At 42.3% G+C, this 17,864-nt stretch carries 17 protein-coding genes; 3 read left to right on the forward strand and 14 right to left on the reverse strand.

Annotated elements, in window-relative coordinates; all coding sequences use genetic code 11:
* Positions 1–4: 4 nt before the first annotated feature.
* From CDH51_RS06305 to CDH51_RS06340, 7 genes are all read right to left on the reverse strand, one after another.
* Positions 5–772: a carbonic anhydrase gene (locus CDH51_RS06305; RefSeq protein ID WP_100627888.1), complete on the reverse strand. Its 768-nt coding sequence runs from the start codon at positions 770–772 to the stop codon at positions 5–7.
* Positions 773–862: 90 nt separating this feature from the next.
* A complete protein-coding gene (locus CDH51_RS06310) occupies positions 863–1,150 on the reverse strand; it encodes a hypothetical protein (protein ID WP_133389845.1) in 288 nt (95 codons plus the stop codon).
* A 125-nt stretch (positions 1,151–1,275) separates the two neighbouring features.
* Positions 1,276–2,142 (reverse strand): sugar phosphate isomerase/epimerase family protein, encoded by an 867-nt coding sequence (locus tag CDH51_RS06320; protein ID WP_100627891.1) that lies wholly within the window; start codon positions 2,140–2,142, stop codon positions 1,276–1,278.
* 37 nt (positions 2,143–2,179) lie between these two features.
* Entirely contained in the window at positions 2,180–3,883 is a 1,704-nt protein-coding gene (locus CDH51_RS06325) for a GMC oxidoreductase (RefSeq protein WP_100627892.1), read from the reverse strand.
* Positions 3,884–4,677: 794 nt separating this feature from the next.
* On the reverse strand, positions 4,678–5,781 hold the full coding sequence (locus CDH51_RS06330) for a sensor histidine kinase (RefSeq protein WP_198514279.1): 1,104 nt from the start codon (positions 5,779–5,781) through the stop codon (positions 4,678–4,680).
* A gap of 290 nt (positions 5,782–6,071) precedes the next feature.
* Positions 6,072–6,452 carry a VOC family protein gene (locus CDH51_RS06335; RefSeq protein ID WP_100627894.1) on the reverse strand — a complete coding sequence of 127 codons (381 nt, stop codon included), beginning with the start codon at positions 6,450–6,452 and terminating at the stop codon, positions 6,072–6,074.
* A gap of 66 nt (positions 6,453–6,518) precedes the next feature.
* Positions 6,519–7,559: an NHL repeat-containing protein gene (locus CDH51_RS06340; protein WP_100627895.1), complete on the reverse strand. Its 1,041-nt coding sequence runs from the start codon at positions 7,557–7,559 to the stop codon at positions 6,519–6,521.
* Positions 7,560–7,666: 107 nt separating this feature from the next.
* Here CDH51_RS06340 and CDH51_RS06345 point away from each other — a divergent pair, with 107 nt between their 5' ends.
* Entirely contained in the window at positions 7,667–8,491 is an 825-nt protein-coding gene (locus CDH51_RS06345; protein WP_100629353.1) for a sugar phosphate isomerase/epimerase family protein, read from the forward strand.
* A gap of 387 nt (positions 8,492–8,878) precedes the next feature.
* Here CDH51_RS06345 and CDH51_RS06350 read toward each other — a convergent pair whose 3' ends face one another.
* From CDH51_RS06350 to CDH51_RS06360, 3 genes are read right to left on the reverse strand one after another with little or no spacing between them, the layout of a single operon-like run.
* Positions 8,879–10,174 (reverse strand): TRAP transporter large permease, encoded by a 1,296-nt coding sequence (locus CDH51_RS06350; RefSeq protein ID WP_100627896.1) that lies wholly within the window; start codon positions 10,172–10,174, stop codon positions 8,879–8,881.
* 1 nt (position 10,175) lies between these two features.
* Positions 10,176–10,664 carry a TRAP transporter small permease gene (locus CDH51_RS06355; protein ID WP_100629354.1) on the reverse strand — a complete coding sequence of 163 codons (489 nt, stop codon included), beginning with the start codon at positions 10,662–10,664 and terminating at the stop codon, positions 10,176–10,178.
* Position 10,665: 1 nt separating this feature from the next.
* Complete coding sequence (locus CDH51_RS06360) at positions 10,666–11,649, reverse strand: TRAP transporter substrate-binding protein (RefSeq protein WP_100627897.1); 984 nt, start codon at positions 11,647–11,649, stop codon at positions 10,666–10,668.
* Between the two features lie 193 nt (positions 11,650–11,842).
* Between CDH51_RS06360 and CDH51_RS06365 the strand changes: the two genes are divergently transcribed.
* Positions 11,843–13,474, forward strand: coding sequence for a UxaA family hydrolase (locus tag CDH51_RS06365; RefSeq protein WP_100629355.1), 1,632 nt, complete (start codon positions 11,843–11,845; stop codon positions 13,472–13,474).
* Between the two features lie 4 nt (positions 13,475–13,478).
* The gene (locus CDH51_RS06370; protein WP_100627898.1) at positions 13,479–14,867 is read left to right on the forward strand and encodes a tagaturonate reductase; all 1,389 of its coding nucleotides are present in this window, start codon (positions 13,479–13,481) and stop codon (positions 14,865–14,867) included.
* Here CDH51_RS06370 and CDH51_RS06375 read toward each other — a convergent pair.
* From CDH51_RS06375 to CDH51_RS06390, 4 genes are all read right to left on the reverse strand, one after another.
* Positions 14,853–15,617 (reverse strand): zinc-dependent peptidase, encoded by a 765-nt coding sequence (locus CDH51_RS06375; RefSeq protein WP_100627899.1) that lies wholly within the window; start codon positions 15,615–15,617, stop codon positions 14,853–14,855. The two genes, CDH51_RS06370 and CDH51_RS06375, sit on opposite strands and share 15 nt — an antisense overlap.
* 42 nt (positions 15,618–15,659) lie before the next feature.
* Positions 15,660–17,225 (reverse strand): ribonuclease Y, encoded by a 1,566-nt coding sequence (gene rny / locus CDH51_RS06380; protein ID WP_024281518.1) that lies wholly within the window; start codon positions 17,223–17,225, stop codon positions 15,660–15,662.
* A 69-nt stretch (positions 17,226–17,294) separates the two neighbouring features.
* Positions 17,295–17,579: a cell division protein ZapA gene (locus CDH51_RS06385; RefSeq protein ID WP_024281517.1), complete on the reverse strand. Its 285-nt coding sequence runs from the start codon at positions 17,577–17,579 to the stop codon at positions 17,295–17,297.
* Positions 17,580–17,864, reverse strand: coding sequence for a hypothetical protein (locus tag CDH51_RS06390; protein ID WP_100627900.1), 285 nt, complete (start codon positions 17,862–17,864; stop codon positions 17,580–17,582).

The following is a 17,864-nucleotide window of genomic DNA, read 5'->3' on the forward strand; positions in this document are numbered from 1 at the left end:
TGAATTAGTTAAATTTTGGAAGTGAGGTGATCGTCTCCTCGATGAAATGCACATAGCCAGACTGCAAATTGTAAACTGCTCCTACAATCAGGACTTCGCCCCCATCGGACTTTCTACTCAGAACTGGCTCTAAACTCCGTAGTAAGTTGACCTGCTCGATCACATTTTCTTTGACGGCATAATTAAGGGCCTCTTTTGCAGGTAAGTTTTCTGCTTTAGCACGAAGCGATGCTGGTTTTATCGCATTGATTAGGGTTACAACATGTCCCGGAGGATTGGCTGGCAATTTCATGGCAGCATCCACTGCACCGCATGACTCATGACCCAATACTACAATCAGCTTGGTTTTCAAGACCTCAACCGCATATTCAATAGTGCCATAGGAAGCCTCAGCCATAACCTGTCCAGCAGTGCGGGTGATAAACAAATCTCCAACTCCTTGGTCAAAGATAATCTCGTTTGGCACTCGACTATCTGCGCATCCAATGATGACAGCAAAAGGCGACTGTCCTGCTTCATTGCTCTTCAAATCAGCATCTGTCTGCCTTGGCCTGATACTTTTATCCTCAGCAAAACGCCTGTTCCCATAGATCAATTTTTTTAAACCATAATAGGGATCTAGGTATGCACTATCGCGATCTGCAAAATATTGACCTTCTTCAACTCCCAATCCTTTTTGGACTGCGGAAGACAGTTCTTGTCCATTTACAAAGGGAATGATTGTCGAATAGAATATTATAATTAGAAATAAACTTTTAAATAGATTTTTCATTTTGAAAATAATAATTAGTTGATTTAGGAAAATGTAAAACTTCCCAATGCCTCAGATCAGGTATTGGTACGTTTCAAGAAAGAGATGAAATCAAACTAATTCAGGAGGGAAATCTATGGATATTCTTGCTCCATCAGGAATTGAAAAAATCACATTTGTGGTAGTTGATAGCTCAACACAAAAGGCTCTAAAAAGCTCGTTACTAGAGAAATCAGAGTAAAAATTTGATTTCTCTTTGGTGTCTTTTTTTTCCTCTTCACCATCCAAGTTTTCCACTAGTTGAATAGAAAAGATGCTGTTTTCAGCATCTGAAACACTAATGGAACTCGTCAAAACGGGAATCAAAATCAGAAAAGAAAAGAAAAGAGCTAAACGCATATTTTTTATTCGAGTAATAAAGAACCTTTATGCATTGAAAAAGTTTTTGACAACCATAATTTTTTTGAATCCAATAAAAAAGCCACTTCCTAGAAAGTGGCTTTTGAACAAGTTGTTTTTGGATTCTAATACCTCAAGCTTTTGAGATAAGCAATGCTTTTGGGTAGTGCTTCAAGTTCCTGATCGCTTTCATCCTCGATAAACATGTGCTTGATTCCGATTTTGTTTGCCTCCCGAAGAATGCTTGGAAAATCTAACTCTCCCTCGCCCAAAGGAACATCATTTTCAGGACCGGTCAAACCAGTCATATCTTTGGGAGCACCCTTTCGGAAGTCTTTCAAGTGTAAGGACACCCAACGATTACCATATTTTTCTAACAAGGAAGCTGGGTCCGCCCCACCAAAATGCGTCCACATCACATCCATTTGAAGCGCTACGTATTCAGGATTTGTATTTTTCACCAGATAGTCGAAGAGCGTTTCACCTTCATAGGGCTGAAATTCATAGCCATGAACATGATACTTGAAGATCAATCCATTTTCATTCAATACCTTCCCTCCCTTATTGAAAGCTTCAATAGCCCGATCTGCATCCTCTTTGGAAAATTGTCCTCGCTGATGAGGAATCCAAGCGCACATTACATATTTCACACCTAAGGCTTTGGCTCGGTCAGCCACCGCTTGAGGATCCGACTCCAACTGCTCAAAACCAGTGCCTGTAGAGGGCATGGAAATCCCTCGTGAGTTCAACATTGCTTTAAATTCATCGGGGCTAACTCCATTGGGAACACCTCCCTCATATTCTTTGAAACCCATCTCCTGAATAATATCCATTGTCTCCGAAACCCCATTTTCCCATTGGTTACGAAAAGTATAGGCTGCTATCCCTAGAGGTACCTGAAACATAGGGTCTCCTTTTTTCTGAGCAAGGGATTCTTTTGGAAGAGTCAAACTTCCAAAAAAGAGAAAAAAGGCTAAAATAAGATTCTTCATTTGTATAGGGATTAAGGATTATTGAGAAGTCATCAACTTACAAATTTTGCTTTTTGAGCTCCTCCACGGCGTAATTCGCTGCTCTCGCCGTCAGGGTCATGAACATGAGCGTAGGGTTTTGTGTACTGGTACTAGTCATACAAGCCCCATCTGTCACAAATACATTGGGACAGGCATGAAGCTGATTGAATTCATTTAGAAGGGAAGTTTTGGGATCCCTCCCCATTCTTACTCCACCCATTTCGTGAATATCAGATCCAGGAGGAGCTTTGGTATCGGTCACATTGATATTTTTGAAACCCATACGCTCGTACATTTCGGATTGCTGCTCAAGAAAATCCTGCGTCATTTTATCATCATTCTCGGTCCACTCGACTGACATAATGATTTTTGGAATTCCATACTTATCGGTTTCAGCTTCGCTCAGTCTCATATGATTAGACTCGATCGGAATGACTTCTCCCTGCATCCAGGCAGCCATAGTCCAAACACCATATTGCCTGTTGAGAAGATTATCTCTCAACTGATGACCTATGCCTGAAGTATCGGCATCTACCCTTCTTCCACCTGCCATTCCTATTGCATAGCCACGGAGGAAATCAGTGTCTTGCCTGAAGACATTGCGAAACCTAGGTACATAGGCATGCCCTGGATGTCTTCCCTCAGTAGCCTGATCAAAAAATCCTTCGAAAGAGGCATTTCCTTTACCCCTATAATTATGACAAGCCATAAACTTGCCCATCAATCCATTATCATTCCCTAATCCATTCGGGAAACGGCTAGACTTGGAGTTTAGCAGAATGGCATTGGAATTTATAGTAGAGGCATTGACAAAAATAATTTTGGCATAAAACTCCGTGGCCTCTTTGGTGTGGCGATCTATAATCCGCACTCCAGTAGCCCGACCTTTTTCTTCATCATAAATAATGGATTCGACGACTGAGTCTGGACGAATAGTCAAATTTCCAGTCTTTTCTGCCCAAGGCAAAGTGGATGCATTTGCTGAAAAATAGCCCCCATAAATGCAGCCTCGATTACACATATTCTGATGCTGGCACTTGTTTCTTCCTTGCTGCTTGTGTATTTCCTGTGGGTCGGTCAGGTGTGCACATCTTCCTTGGATCAAATGCCGATCACCATAAATGCTTTTCAGCTGCTCGCTGTAATATTTTTCGATACAACTTAATTCAAAACCTGGCTGAACAATCTGATCAGGAAGCTCCGGAAGACCATCCTTCGAACCACTAAAACCTACGAAACGCTCCACATGATTGTACCAAGGCTCCAGATCTTTGTATCGAATCGGCCAATCAACCGCATAACCATCCCTTGCAGGACCTTCTAGATCATAGTCAGACCAGCGCTGAGTCCCTCTAGCCCAAAGCAAAGATTTCCCGCCTACATGATACCCCCTAAACCAACGAAAAGGCTTCTCTTCAATGATTGGTTGTTCATCTTCCGTCAGAGCCCAATGCATCGTCTCCTCTCTTCCCCAACGTGCTGCACCTATCCCGGATCTTTTTTCTATGGGCACTGTCCCTCTAAATTCAAATTCCCATGGTGCCTTAGATGCTGTAGGGTAATCTTCAATATGCCGGACCATCCGTCCTCTTTCTAGAACTAAGGTCTTTAATCCATTTTCGCAAAGTTCCTTCGCTGCCCAGCCACCGCTGGCACCAGAGCCAATTACGATTGCATCATAGGTTGTTTCGGACTTTGCTTTTGTATTCAGATTTGCCATTTTCAGCGGATTGATAAGGATCGATAATTAACCAAAAATCAAAACATTATACTATCAATAAACCGCAAAAGGTAAAAAAATCCTGACAAACGGGTTTAGACAGAAAGAATAAAAAAAAGCGGAAAGCAACCTTTGAAGTCACTCTCCGCTTCACAGCCAATTACCGTAGTACTTGACTGCGTCAAGATAAGTATTAGATGAAGTCTAATTGCTTAGAGCTTCTATCTCAGTCATCCAATGGACAGCTACTTCTTCAGACAAACCTTGCGGTCTTTTAACCTAGCCATTTCGATTTTCCGAAAAAAACCGATGGGCTTTGTCAGTCCTTGATGCAGCCAATTGACATTGCTGTCAACCTCGCAGATCGCCTCACTTTCGCGAAGCTTTGTGAATCATTAAAGTCAGACTAATCCGACTAACCTAGACTCCCCTAAACAACTTTAGATTGCTCTTCATTGTGACCCCTGAGGGCCAATAGGTGAATGGAGTCAAGCCTCTGTGCCAGGCACTGGGCTGTGGTCTTTGATCACTACCGCGAACTTGCAAGTTTACTTCCAAGGAAGCACCCTAACAAGATCCAAATTTCAAACTGATATTTAGGACTTAATCCTAATATTTTACTTTCTTGATGAAATAAAGTTGGCTATTATTTTACCAAATGACAAATATTCAGAATAATATTTCTTAACAATTTATCCCCCAAAAAGACATGAATTATAAACAACTTACACACAAAGTTTCAGCTGTTTTCCACATTATTCAGCTTTCAAAAAATATAGGAAATGATTGATGATTTATGAGGACAAGTCCTTCTCCAGAAAGAATATATTTCCAGCATCACTATCCACTTCAAAACCCAGGCTCAGCTCAAGTTGATCGGCTATTTTCTTACATAGAGGCAAACCAAGACCAGTACCTTTTTCTGAGCGCGTACCAAGAGAACTTTTTACCTTAAATTCAAAAATATCTCCATGAAGATTTTCGGGAATAGGATGCCCAGGATTAAAAATTCTCCATTCAATCTTTTCCTTGCTTACTTGGGCTTTGACCTCAATATTTTCACCTGTCGGAGTAAATTTAACTGCATTATCCAACAGGTTTTTCAAAATAATCTTGACTTCATTCACCTCTAAATCACAGACCATATCCTCCCCTAGTTTTTGAAGTACTATCTGCTGCCCCTTACGATGAGCAGGCACTCTCATTGCATCGACGATCTCTTCTGTGAGTTCATGGACATTTATGGGACTTTTCTGAGCCTTTGTACCATCCATTTCGGCCATTACCCAGCTCAGCGTGTTATTTAAAATTCGATTGAGATGCACCGATTGGTTTTTCAAATCTCCCAAAATCAAATTGACTTCGTCCTGATCAAAAAGTCCTTGATCCACCATTTCTAGTGTAGACTGCAGTACTGCAACAGGACTTTTCAGGTCGTGGGAAAGTAAAGCCAAAAGTTGATTTTTCTTAAGATTCAAGTCCTCGAGTTTCTTAAGAGCTTCATCTTTTTCCTTCTGAACCTTCAAAAGCGCCTCATTTTGAATGCTGTAATTTTTTAATAGCACGTAGATACCGAGAAAAACAAATAATCCACACCAAAGAATAGTGATCCAATGGTCCCAAAATAAATTTTCAAGGCTTGAATATTGTGAATCAACCACATACCATCCACTTACCTCCCCATAAAAAAGTAGACTGTATAGAAGAAAGGTGAATCCCAGCCAAAAAAACCGCTGCCAACCTCGGATCAAAATTGCCGTGACGGCAGAAAAAATAAAAATAGTATATAAAGTAGGCCCACGAAATCCTTCATTATTTGGGTAGTTTATGGCGGCAATTAGCAGCCCTAAGAAAAGCATCACCTGAATAATCTGCTGATGCCAACCCCATCTTCGCATAGCCCAATATCCTGTCAAAAAAGGAATAGCAAACGAGAGCTTAATAATGACAATGAAACTTGAAAGGCCAACAAAAAAATCACTGAAACCTAAAACAATCATTAAAACACCTGCCAACAACGCAAATATTTCTGCAGATTTATCCTGAAGCTTAACTAAATCGCCTTGTAACCCCTCCGAATCGAAAAAACCAAATCGCACCTACTTATTTTTTTTCAGAAAATAAAACTAACAAGAAAAATAGATTTTCAAACTATTGAAATATTATTCATAGTTATTGTTTTATTATTTTATCGATTGGAATGAAATGCAACCCGGTTTCCTTCGGAATCAATGATTACTCCCATATAGCCAATATCAGGAGCAATCATCCTTTTTGGAATCTCCACCTTTCCTCCAGCAGCCTCCACTCTGGAAAGCTCCACCGCACAATCATCCACACCAAAATAAACCAAAACTCCAGTTTTTGGACTTATTTCATAAAACTCTTGGTGATAAACTAGACTTCCTGATGCTCCACCCTGATCAGGATCGAATGGAAACCAAGCCATTTGAAAATCATCAAGCACCTGCTTGGATAATTCACACTCAAAAACCTCCTGATAAAAATTAATCGCCCTATCCATATCCTGAACGGGTATTTCAAACCACTGAACACTGACCGATTTCATATTTGAAAGATTTAATTTTTGAAATGAGCTAACCAATCAGGTTAACAAAGCTTAAATAGACACTACCTACACCCTAGTCAATTTGATTGGATAGGTTTTTCCTGCATTCCATTGGCAGACGTATATATTTTCATCCTGATCAATACATACATCGTGGCAATGCTTAAATACAGGCTCCGCTTGCTTCATTAATTGAAGTTCACCATCCCGATATTCAGGCTCTGATCCTCCTGGATTCGAAATCACCTTATTATCCTTATTCAAAATAGTTACAAAGCCAGAGTCAGGCGTTTGCTCCAAGTATCTGAGCCTAGACCAACAAACTCCAGCATATAGATTTTCGCCATGAATTACCGGTCTACAGACAAAAGCGCCCGGTAAAAAAATGGTCTCCATATATTCTCCATTAAGGCTGAACCGCTTAAATGAATTATGACCTCTAGAAGTACAGATCAAAGTAGGGCTTTTACAATTTCGCTGGTCTACAGCAATTCCATGAGCAGTACTAAATTGGTGATCTTCGGATCCAGGACCTCCAAACTTTCTGATAAAATTTCCATCCGAATCATAATGAAGAAAGTACTGCGATCCATATCCATCAGCTACATACAAATCCCCGTTGGGCGCTACGGCCGTTTCAGTTGGAGTCCAGCGCATTTCACTTTCATAAATCCCTTCCTTTCTTGGGTCGACCAGTTCCGAAACTACCGTTCCTTTCAGCGTAGTCTTAATCACCCTTCCTCCATTATCAGAAATCCACAGATATTCAGCATCTCCTTCATCGACAAGTGTCAAGCCATGCGCAGCCTGTAGACCTAGAGTCCAAGTTTCCAAAAGCTTACCGGATTGATCATAAATAATGACATTATTCTTGGGCTCGTCTGTCAAAAGGATCATTCGCCCCTTTCGATCCATTACCATCTCATGACAATTGACCACCGGAAACTTATCCGGATCAAGATTGCCCCATTTGGGATCAATCTTGTAGCGAAAATCGCCATGTCCAAGAATTTTATCTTTTGATTGAAATAATGAAAGATCAGGTCGAATGGTCATAGACAAGCCTAAGAGCGAGGAGTTTTGAATAAATTTTCTTCTGGATATCATAATTTTACTCAACAATTTATAGCTAATTAATGAAAATTCAGCATTTTAAGGATTATCAAATTATTTTTTCTAAAATTTACTATTACTCAAAAAATAAAACCCAAAACATGAAACTCAAAAGCCTATTTCTCTCACTCCTTCTTGCAGTTCCGGCCTTGTCATTTGCTCAGGAAATCGGTATTCAGACTTACTCTCTCCGCAATCAATTACCCGATGATCCTGAGAAATACTATAACATGATTGCCGACTGGGGCATACGTGCAATTGAAGGAGGAGGAATGTATGGGATGTCTCAAGAGAAATATGATCAGGTTTTCCAAGAAAATAATCTCCGAATAATTGGAGTCGGCGCAGATTACAATCAATTGCTTCGGGATCCCGCCCCAATCATTGCTGAAGCTAAAAAACACGGTGCGAAATACGCTACCTGCTATTGGATTCCTCATCAAGAGGGACCCATTTCTCTGGATGAAATAAAAGTTGCAACAGCGCTTTTCAATGAGGTGGGTAAAACTTTCAAAGAAGAGGGAATCACCCTACTTTACCATCCTCATGGCTATGAATTCTCGCCTGCCGGCAAAGGTGTAGTATTAGACTGGATGCTGGATAATGCAGAAAATTTTGCATTCAACATGGATATTTATTGGGTAAAAATGGGAGGTGGCGACCCTTTAAAAATCATGAAAAAACATAAAGGAAAATTCCCAATGCTTCACCTTAAGGACCGACAAATCGGAACTCCCAATAGCATGGATGGCCGCGCGGATGTTGAGACGAATGTTGTCCTAGGTACCGGAGATGTAGGTCTTGCAAAAATCATCAAAGAAGCACAAAAACAAGGAACCGAATACTTGGTCATAGAAGATGAAAGTAGCCGTTCCGTGGAGCAGATCCCACAATCAGTTGCTTTTATTCAAAGCATCTTGAAGTGAATTTGAGAGCTGTCAACCAAGGGATAGTTTGAACCCCTAATTGAGAAATTTAAAATCTAGCTACAATTATCTTATTCAACATTGATAAAATAATCTTAAAAATTTAAGACTACAAAACTCAATTTTAATACGAACCCTAAATTTGAACGAGCGGGGGGTGACGCAGCCCTGCCTTTGCCGGCAGGCAGGAGCGGGCCAGCGTCAAGCTTTGTGCGGAGGAAGCTTTGCTGTGTCTTGACTTTTTGGTTCTTTTGGCTTGACCCAAAAGAACGAAGAAAAAAGACACGAAAATACCTTTGGAATAATATGGAGCCTAGTTTATAGGGCAACTTATAATCTCCTATATCAAGAGGAAACAGAAAAAATGAGTAAGGATAAAGTCTTACTTTACAAACCAAAAAGTGAAGGCAACCAAAGACTAATTTGTGGAAACAGCATAATTAAAATCAAGGCCAAGACCATCGCCAGAAAGAAAGGTAGAAGGGGCTTGATCACTTTTTCGATACTCGTCTGAGCGATCCCCACACCGATAAAGAGAATAGAACCTACCGGAGGTGTACATAATCCAATGCAAAGGTTGAGTACCATCATGATCCCAAAATGAACTGGATCCACTCCCAACTCTGTCACCACCGGAAGGAATATGGGGGTAAAAATCAATACCGCCGGAGTCATATCCATAAATATCCCGACAAAGAGTAAAATCAGGTTAATCAGGATCAAAATCACAATAATATTATCGCTCAGCGAAAGCAGGGAGTTTGCAATTTGCTGTGGGATTTCCTCTGCTGACATGACCCAAGACATAGCCATGGAAGTGGCTATCAGGAGCATGACCACGGCTGTTGTCTCTGCTGATTTGAGCAAAACACTAGGCAGATCAGAAACCTTCAATTCTCTGTAAATCATCGACAAACCCAAAGCATACAGCACTGCAATGGCTGAAGCTTCTGTAGCAGTGAATACACCGGCTACTATCCCCCCAATGACCACCACCAAGAGCAACAAACTCGGAATAGCTTTCCAAAAAGTAGAAAGTAAATGCTTAAAACTTGAAGACTCTCCGGCTGGTAGCTTTTTGATTTTGACCATGACAGCCCCAGTAATCATCAGCATCAAGCCTACCAATAAGCCAGGTAAATAACCCGCCACAAATAGCGCTGCTACCGACACACCTCCTGATGCTAACGAATAGACAATCAGTACGTTAGACGGGGGAATGATTAAACCTGTAGTCGAGCTCGTAATATTGACAGCAGCCCCCAACTCCTTTGGGTAGCCTTCTTTTTCCATTCGCTTTCCCAAGATTCCTCCCATCGAGGAAGCCGCCGCCACGGCCGAACCTGCGATTGCTCCCATGAGCATGGCCGCAATTACATTCACATGAAGCAGACCACCGGGTAATTTCCCAGTCATTGCTTTGGCAAATTCAATCAATCGATTGGCAATCCCACCACGATTCATGAGTTCTCCAGCCAATATAAAAAAGGGGATTGCGAGCAAGGAAAAGCTATCCAACCCTGTCCCCATTCGCTGTGCTATGGTCGTAGCTGCAGGCATCGCTGAGACAGTTACCAAAAGCGTCAGCAGACTTGAAAGCCCCAAACTCCAGGCTACGGGAACACCGATACCCAAAAAGAACAAAAAGGAAAAGACTAAAACCAAAATACTCAAAGTCTCCATATCAGTCTGCTTTGGGGTTAGATAATAAATATTGAATGGCCAAAGCCTGATAGTACATTACCAAAAGCCCGCTGAAAGGAATGATCATATAGACATAGGCTAAGGAAATCTTCAAGGCTGCAGATGTTTGACCCAGCGTGAAGGTGATGTAGACCAAATTGATCCCTCCGATCACCATGGCCGCCAAAGCAAAAATCAAAACCAGAAAATGAATTAAAACCTTGGTCTTTCTTCGATTCTCCTCATTCATCTTGTTCATCAGAATATCTATAGCCAAATGCTCATCCTTACCCGCTACATAAGCAGCCCCAAGCATTCCGACCCAAATGAGCATATACCGGGCTAGTTCATCCGTGAAGGAACTGGGATTTTGGAAAACATAACGAGACGCTACCTGCCAGCTTACATTAATTACCATCAAAGCCATCAACAAGACCAAGGCATGGGCAATCATGGTATCGATTCGGTTTTTCAGTCGGGATCCCTGCATGTTATTGGATTTTTTGGATCTCTTGGATGATTTGATAGATTTCAGGCTCATTCGTTTTCAAAGCCTCGTACATAGGTTGTACCGCCTGTCGGAAAGGTTCTTTATCTGGATAGGTGATGACTACTCCTGCTTTCTTGAGTTCGTCGAGAGATTTTTGAGTAGAGGCTTCCCAAAGCTCGTATTGGTAAAGGGCAGATTCATCCGCTGCCTCTTGAAGCCATTGCTGTTCTTCCTGATTGAGACTATTCCAAACCTTCGTACTGACAATGACTACATCAGGCAAAGCGGTGTGTTCATTCATGCTGTAGTACCCACAAACTTCATAGTGCTTTGATGTATAGAGACTGGGCGGGTTATTTTCGGCACCATCCACTATCCCCTGCTGAAGAGCGGTGTAGAGTTCTCCATAGGCAACGGGAGTTGGCGATCCTCCCATAGCCCTGACCATATTGGTTGCCATATTGGACTCCATCACTCTTACTTTCAGCCCTTTCAGATCTTCAGGCTTTTCAATGGGCTTATCTTTGGAATAAAAACTCCGCTTGCCCGCATCATAAAAGCAAAGCCCCCTTAACCAATATTTTTCAGCTCCCAAAAGGAGGCTTTTACCGATATCACCTCTCAACACCTTAGTCAAGTGCTCATCATCTCTGAACAGAAAAGGCACTCCTAGTACTTGCATCATGGGTGCAAAGCCCTCCAAAGCTGCCGATGACACCTTGGTCATGCCTAAACTGCCTATTTGCAAAAGTTCTACCAGCTCCCTTTCTGTTCCAAGCTGCTGATTGGGATAAACTTTGATTTTAAGCCTTCCATTTGATTTTTCTTCTACTCTTTTGGACAAAAAAAGCATCGCCTCGTGTACAGGATGGGAAGTCACCAAAGCATGCCCCATCTTGATCACTCGGACATTGGAAGGTCCTGAGCAAGAAAGCATCAATGAGCAGATAAAAAGGAATAAAGCAATTATTTTTTTGTACTGCATGAGTCATTTTGGGTTCTCAACAATAATACACTTTTTGACAGACTATTGATAAAGGAATTACGGAAACGATTTTCTGACTATTTCAAAAGCCCAAGCCATTTTACCACCGAATTGCCAAATGCAAAACAGCCTATCGACTGAATCTGACCTGTATTTTCCCGAAAAGAAATTTATCTTGCTTCTCATTCTTACTATGGAAAAGCAATACTTACAAATAGACCCTGCTGATAATGTGCTAGTGGCTCTGCAGAATTTGGAAAAAGGAGCAGAAATCCTCCATGATGGAAATATCATCCATCTTGAGGAAGAAATTCCAGCCAAACACAAATTTGCGATTCGCCCTTTTGAGCCCGGTGATGAAGTCAAAATGTATGGAGTCTTAGTGGGCAAGGTGGTGAAGAGCATTCCAAAAGGAGGGCTTTTGACTACAGAAAACATCAAGCATGAAGCTTCCTCATTCACCCATAGAAGCGCTCAGTATCAGTGGAATGCTCCGGATGTATCCAAATTCGCTGAAAGGACTTTTGAGGGATTTCACCGGGCAGACGGTCAGGTAGGAACTGCTAATTTTTGGCTAGTCATCCCCCTAGTTTTCTGTGAAAATCGAAATGTAGAAGTGATCAAAGATGCCTTTTTGGAGGAGTTGGGCTATGCCAAACCGAATCCCTACAAAGGCCTGGTGAAAAAGCTGATCAATCAATATGAATCCAAGAAACCGACAGCTTCTGATTCAATTACTCAAACGTCCTCAAGTAGGACATTTCCTCAGGTAGACGGAATCAAATTCCTCACTCACCAAGGAGGTTGCGGAGGAACCCGTCAGGATGCGGAGGCTCTTTGTGCCTTGCTGGCAGGCTATATTCACCATCCAAATGTGGCAGGTGCGACAGTTCTAAGTCTGGGATGTCAGCATGCCCAAGCAGCTATTCTCAAAAGAAAGCTTTACGAATTCAATCCTGCTTTTGATAAGCCATTGCTTGTTTTTGAACAGCAGCAGGAAGGAACGGAGCCCACCCTTCTATCCAAAGCCATCGAGGCTACCTTCTGGGGAATGGCGGAGGCAAACAAGCTTTCTCGAAAACCTGCCTCGCTATCCAAACTGAGTATCGGCTTGGAATGCGGAGGCTCAGACGGCTTTTCTGGAATCTCCGCAAACCCTGTTTTAGGGAGAGTTTCTGATTTGATCGTGGCTTTGGGCGGAAAGGCAATCCTTTCTGAGTTTCCTGAGCTTTGTGGAGTAGAGCAAAACCTCATTGACCGATGTGTCAGTGATCAGACGGCCGAGCGCTTTTCCAGCTTGATGAAAGCTTATTCTCAGGCAGCCGAAAAAGTAGGGTCTGGATTTGACATGAATCCCTCTCCGGGAAATATTCGAGACGGCTTGATCACCGACGCTATCAAATCTTGTGGGGCTGCCAAAAAAGGGGGGAGCTCTCCCGTCAAGGATGTTTTGGACTATGGGGAATATGTCCAGAAACCCGGACTAAATCTGCTCTGCACACCGGGAAATGATGTAGAAAGCACGACTGCTCTTGCCGGGGCAGGTGCCAATTTGATTTTATTTACAACTGGTTTGGGTACTCCCACCGGAAATCCCATCTGTCCGGTCCTCAAAGTATCGAGCAATGACCACTTGGCGCAGCGAATGCCTGATATCATCGATTTTAATACCGGAGGAGTAATCACCGGAGAAAAGAGTATTGAGCAACTTGGCGAAGAACTTTTGGAAGAGATCATTGCTATCGCAAGTGGCAAAAAACTCACCAAAGCCATGATGCTAAATCAAGACGATTTTATCCCTTGGAAAAGAGGAGTTTCCCTTTAAATCTATGTCAAAAAAAGAACTTCCAATCAGAATCTTACAGGTCGGCAATGGAAACTTTCTTCGGGGCTTCCTGGATTGGATGATTCAAAAAGCCAATGAAAAAGGAGTCTGGGAAGGTGGGATTCACAGCATTCAGATTCATTCCACAGAAACTGATCAGCGAATGGTCCGGCAAGCTAACAAATTCCACGTCTGGACTGCCGGAATTGAAAAGGGAGAAAAAATCGACCTCCTAGATGAAATTGACTGCGTAAAAGGCTATACCTGTCTGACCGATTTCTCAGAATTAAAGCAAATCAGCCAAAATCCCTCGCTTGAATGGGTTGTTTCCAATACCACGGAGGCCGGGATCAACTATGAGAAAGAGGCATTTCAACCTGAAACTATCCCGAAAACCTTTCCGGCTAAAATGACGGCTTTGCTTTGGGAGCGCTTTCAGTTTTTTGGAGGAGCTTCCGAAAAGGGTTTAACATTTTTACCCTGTGAGTTGATAACAAATAATGGTGATCAACTCCGAGAAATCATACTCCAGTATGCCCGCGATTGGTCATTGGAGGAGGCTTTTATCGATTGGATTAAAAAGAGCTGTAAGTTTTGCAATACCCTGGTGGACCGAATCGTGCCGGGATTTCCAAAGGAAAAAATCAATGAGCTCAGCGATAGGCTTACTACCAAGGATGAGTTGCTGGTCATGGCGGAACCCTACCATTTTTGGGCCATCGAGGGAGATAAGGAAGTCGAAAAGTCCCTCCCACTTCATCGCGCAGGATTAAATGTTCAATTTGTAGCAGATATCAAACCATATCGAGAACGAAAGGTCAGAATATTGAATGGCGCTCATACTGCCTTAGTCCCTTATGCTTATTTGCTGGGCCTTCGTACAGTTCGGGAATCGGTCGAACACCCTGAGATTGGAAAGTGGCTGCGTGGGTTAGTTTTTGAGGAGATCGTCCCGCATGTTTCGCTAGACCGAGAAGAGACTTTCCGTTTCGCAGAAGATGTGCTGGAGCGCTTCGCAAATCCATTTATCCTACATGAACTTCGAAGCATTGCCCTCAACCAAATTTCAAAATTCAATGTTCGTGTTCTTCCTTCCCTCTTGGACTATTTTGAAGAAAAGGGACATTGGCCCCAAAGACTTATGGAGTCATTTGCCGCAACGCTATTGTTTTACAAAGGGCAGGTAGGTGATCAGAAAATTCCGCTGAATGATGATCCCGAAATTTTGACACTTTTTGAAGAGCTATGGAAAAGCAATTCTGAGAAAGAGCTTGTCCAGAAAGTACTTTCTGAAGAAAAACTTTGGGGAGAAAACCTAGCTCTTCATTCAGGCTTGTCAGAAAGTTTGGAAAATGCACTTGGAAACCTACAAGCAGATTTAGGATTGCTTTAACACGATGGGATTTTGCCGCAGCAACTTCACCAAAACTGTGAAAAGCAGAGGCTTTCTGTTTTGGAATTCCTCCGGTCTTTCGAAGAAATTCTCCAAAGCTACCGCGAAAAATTCATGGGCATCATCCCCTCCCCTTTTTCGAAAAAAGTCATCTTTTCCTTCTTGAATTTGCTCCATTTCCATTTCCGATAGCTCCAAATACTCCGACCATAATTTGGGATGTAGAAAATTAATTTCATCATTGGACCGAATCCAATTTTCCAATTTAAGAGCATGAGCTACTTCATGGATTCCCAAATTAATCCCATCCTTTTCATCAGCTAAGCCTTTGGCAAAGCTTTTCCAAGAAAGGACTATGGCTCCATGCTTCGGATTGACTTCTCCGGCATGCTGCTGATTGGAAATGGTGGACAAATAAGTATCCGGATAGATCAAAATATTTTTAAAATGGCGCAGGCGAAGTTCTTTGAACCCAAAAACTACCTGCACGATCGTAGCTCCGATCAACAGCTTCATTTCCTTAGTGACTTCTTTCAACCCCCCGCGCGGATAGAAGCGTTTCTCCGTGAGAACTAGCTCCAAACGATGCTTAAATTCCTTTTGATGCTGGGGACGAAGTGACTTGAAGTATGGAAAAAATTTTCGCAGAGTTTCTAAATCTTGCTCCTCCAGCCTTTTTCGAAAAACCTGCTTCCGAGCTCTATCAAGCCCTTCAAAAATATCTGAGACCAGCTGAATAGTTAACCACATATAAAAAAAGGTGGCTGATTACCAGCCACCATAAATTATTGATTAACGGGCATAATTTACTGCACGCATTTCTCGAATAACCGTGATCTTGATCTGTCCAGGGTACTGCATCTCTTTTTCGATTTTTTGAGAAATATCGAATGAAAGCTTACCCGCGGTCTGATCGTCTACATGGTCTGCGTCAACCAATACGCGGAGCTCACGTCCGGCCTGCATTGCAAAGCATTTATTGACTCCATCAAATCCTAGGGCCATTTCTTCCAACTCTTTCAGACGCTTGATATAGCTATCCATGATCTCCCGACGAGCTCCAGGTCTAGAACCTGATATGGCATCAGAGGCCTGTACGATTGGCGAAATCATAGAAGTCATCTCGATCTCATCGTGGTGGGCACCGATCGCATTGCAAACCTCAGGATGTTCCTTGTATCGCTTCGCAAGCTCCATTCCCAGGATCGCATGTGGAAGCTCTTGCTCTTCATGCCATACCTTTCCGATATCATGCAGAAGGCCTGCTCGCTTGGCAAGTTTTGCATTCAATCCCATCTCAGAAGCCATGATAGCAGCAAGCTTGGCAGTTTCGCGTGAGTGTTGCAATAAGTTCTGACCATAGGATGAACGGAATCGCATTCTACCGACCATTCGGATCAGCTCAGGATGCAATCCATGAACTCCCAAATCAATACAGGTACGCTCACCGATTTCCACGATTTCTTCTTCGATATTTTTCTCTGTTTTGGCGACCACTTCCTCGATACGAGCAGGGTGAATCCGTCCATCTTGCACCAATCGGTGAAGGGAGAGTCTTGCAATCTCTCTTCTGACAGGATCAAATCCAGAGATAATGATCGCTTCCGGAGTATCATCCACGATGATTTCTACACCTGTCGCGGATTCTAGCGCTCGGATATTTCTACCTTCACGTCCGATGATTTTTCCTTTGATATCATCACTTTCAATGTTGAAAACAGAAACACAGTTTTCAATTGCATGCTCAGTAGCCGTACGCTGAATGGTATCTAAAACGATCTTTTTGGCTTGCTTGGTGGCAGATAGTTTTGCCTCATCAAGAATGTCCTTGATTTTGGATGAAGCCTTACTTTGAGCTTCATCTGTCAGCATTTGTACCAATTGATCACGAGCTTCTTCACGGGTAAGTCCGGCGATTTTTTCTAAATCAGCAATTCGTTGATTCGTAACTCGATCGAGTTCTTCTTTTTTCACCCGAACAGCATTTAACTGTGCGTCGAGATTTTCTTTTTTACTATCGAGTTCCGCTTCTTTTCGCTTGACCTGCTCCAGTTCTTTGGATAAATGCTGTTCTCTTTGCTTGAGTTTATTCTCATTGGTGCTGAGAATATTTTTCTTATGCGAAACCTCCTCATCAAACTCAGATTTGAGCTTGAGATACTTTTCCTTGGCTTCTAGAATCTTGTCTTTCTTGAGTGATTCGGCAGAAATCTCCGCCTCTCTTAGCATGGATTTGACCTTTTCTTTGGTCTCCTCCTCTAGTTTCTGATGCTTATTTTTGATAAAAACGCTTGCAAGCGCAGCTCCTGCACCCAGACCCACCAGGCCGGCCAGGATAATATATAACACTTCTCCCATAGGTATTTTGGTATTTATTAGACCTTTTGGGAATCCTCAAACTCGGAAAAATCAGTGGGAATCAAAGAATTATATGGCTTTGGATAGCAGGGAGTTAATATGGGCAATACTGGCACGAATGTGCTCACTGTCTTCTTGATTGACCGCATTGGTCTCCAGTGATTCTACCATGCAGTCAAAAGCGACCATGGCAAGCAAATCCTGATTGTCATCTAGTCCAAACTCCGATTTATACTTCCTCAGTTTTTCATTTATCAACTTACCGGCATGCCTGATTTTGGCTTCATCCTCCTGAGTCACCCGCATGGGATATTCTCGGTCTCCGATTTTGATGCGTATGGCAAGTGTCTCCATTTATTCTGACAAATAATCGATCAGATGATCGATCTCTTTTATATAATTATTGATTAATTCACTCATTTCGGCCGAATCCTCCGGATTCACCGTTCGGTTATCCACAATGTTAGTAATTTTAATCTTATTTTTAAAATTCTCGATTTCCTGCTCACGCTGACTCAATTGACTCTCCGCCTGACCCAATTTCTCCTTTAATAATTGGTTTTCAGCAGACAACTCACTGATCCTCAGACTAGCTTGTCGGGCTAGTTTCTCCAGTTTTTGCAGTTCTTCTTGAATCAT

Origin of the sequence: Algoriphagus formosus (assembly GCF_002807035.1) — a bacterium.
In the GTDB taxonomy this organism is placed as follows: domain Bacteria; phylum Bacteroidota; class Bacteroidia; order Cytophagales; family Cyclobacteriaceae; genus Algoriphagus; species Algoriphagus formosus.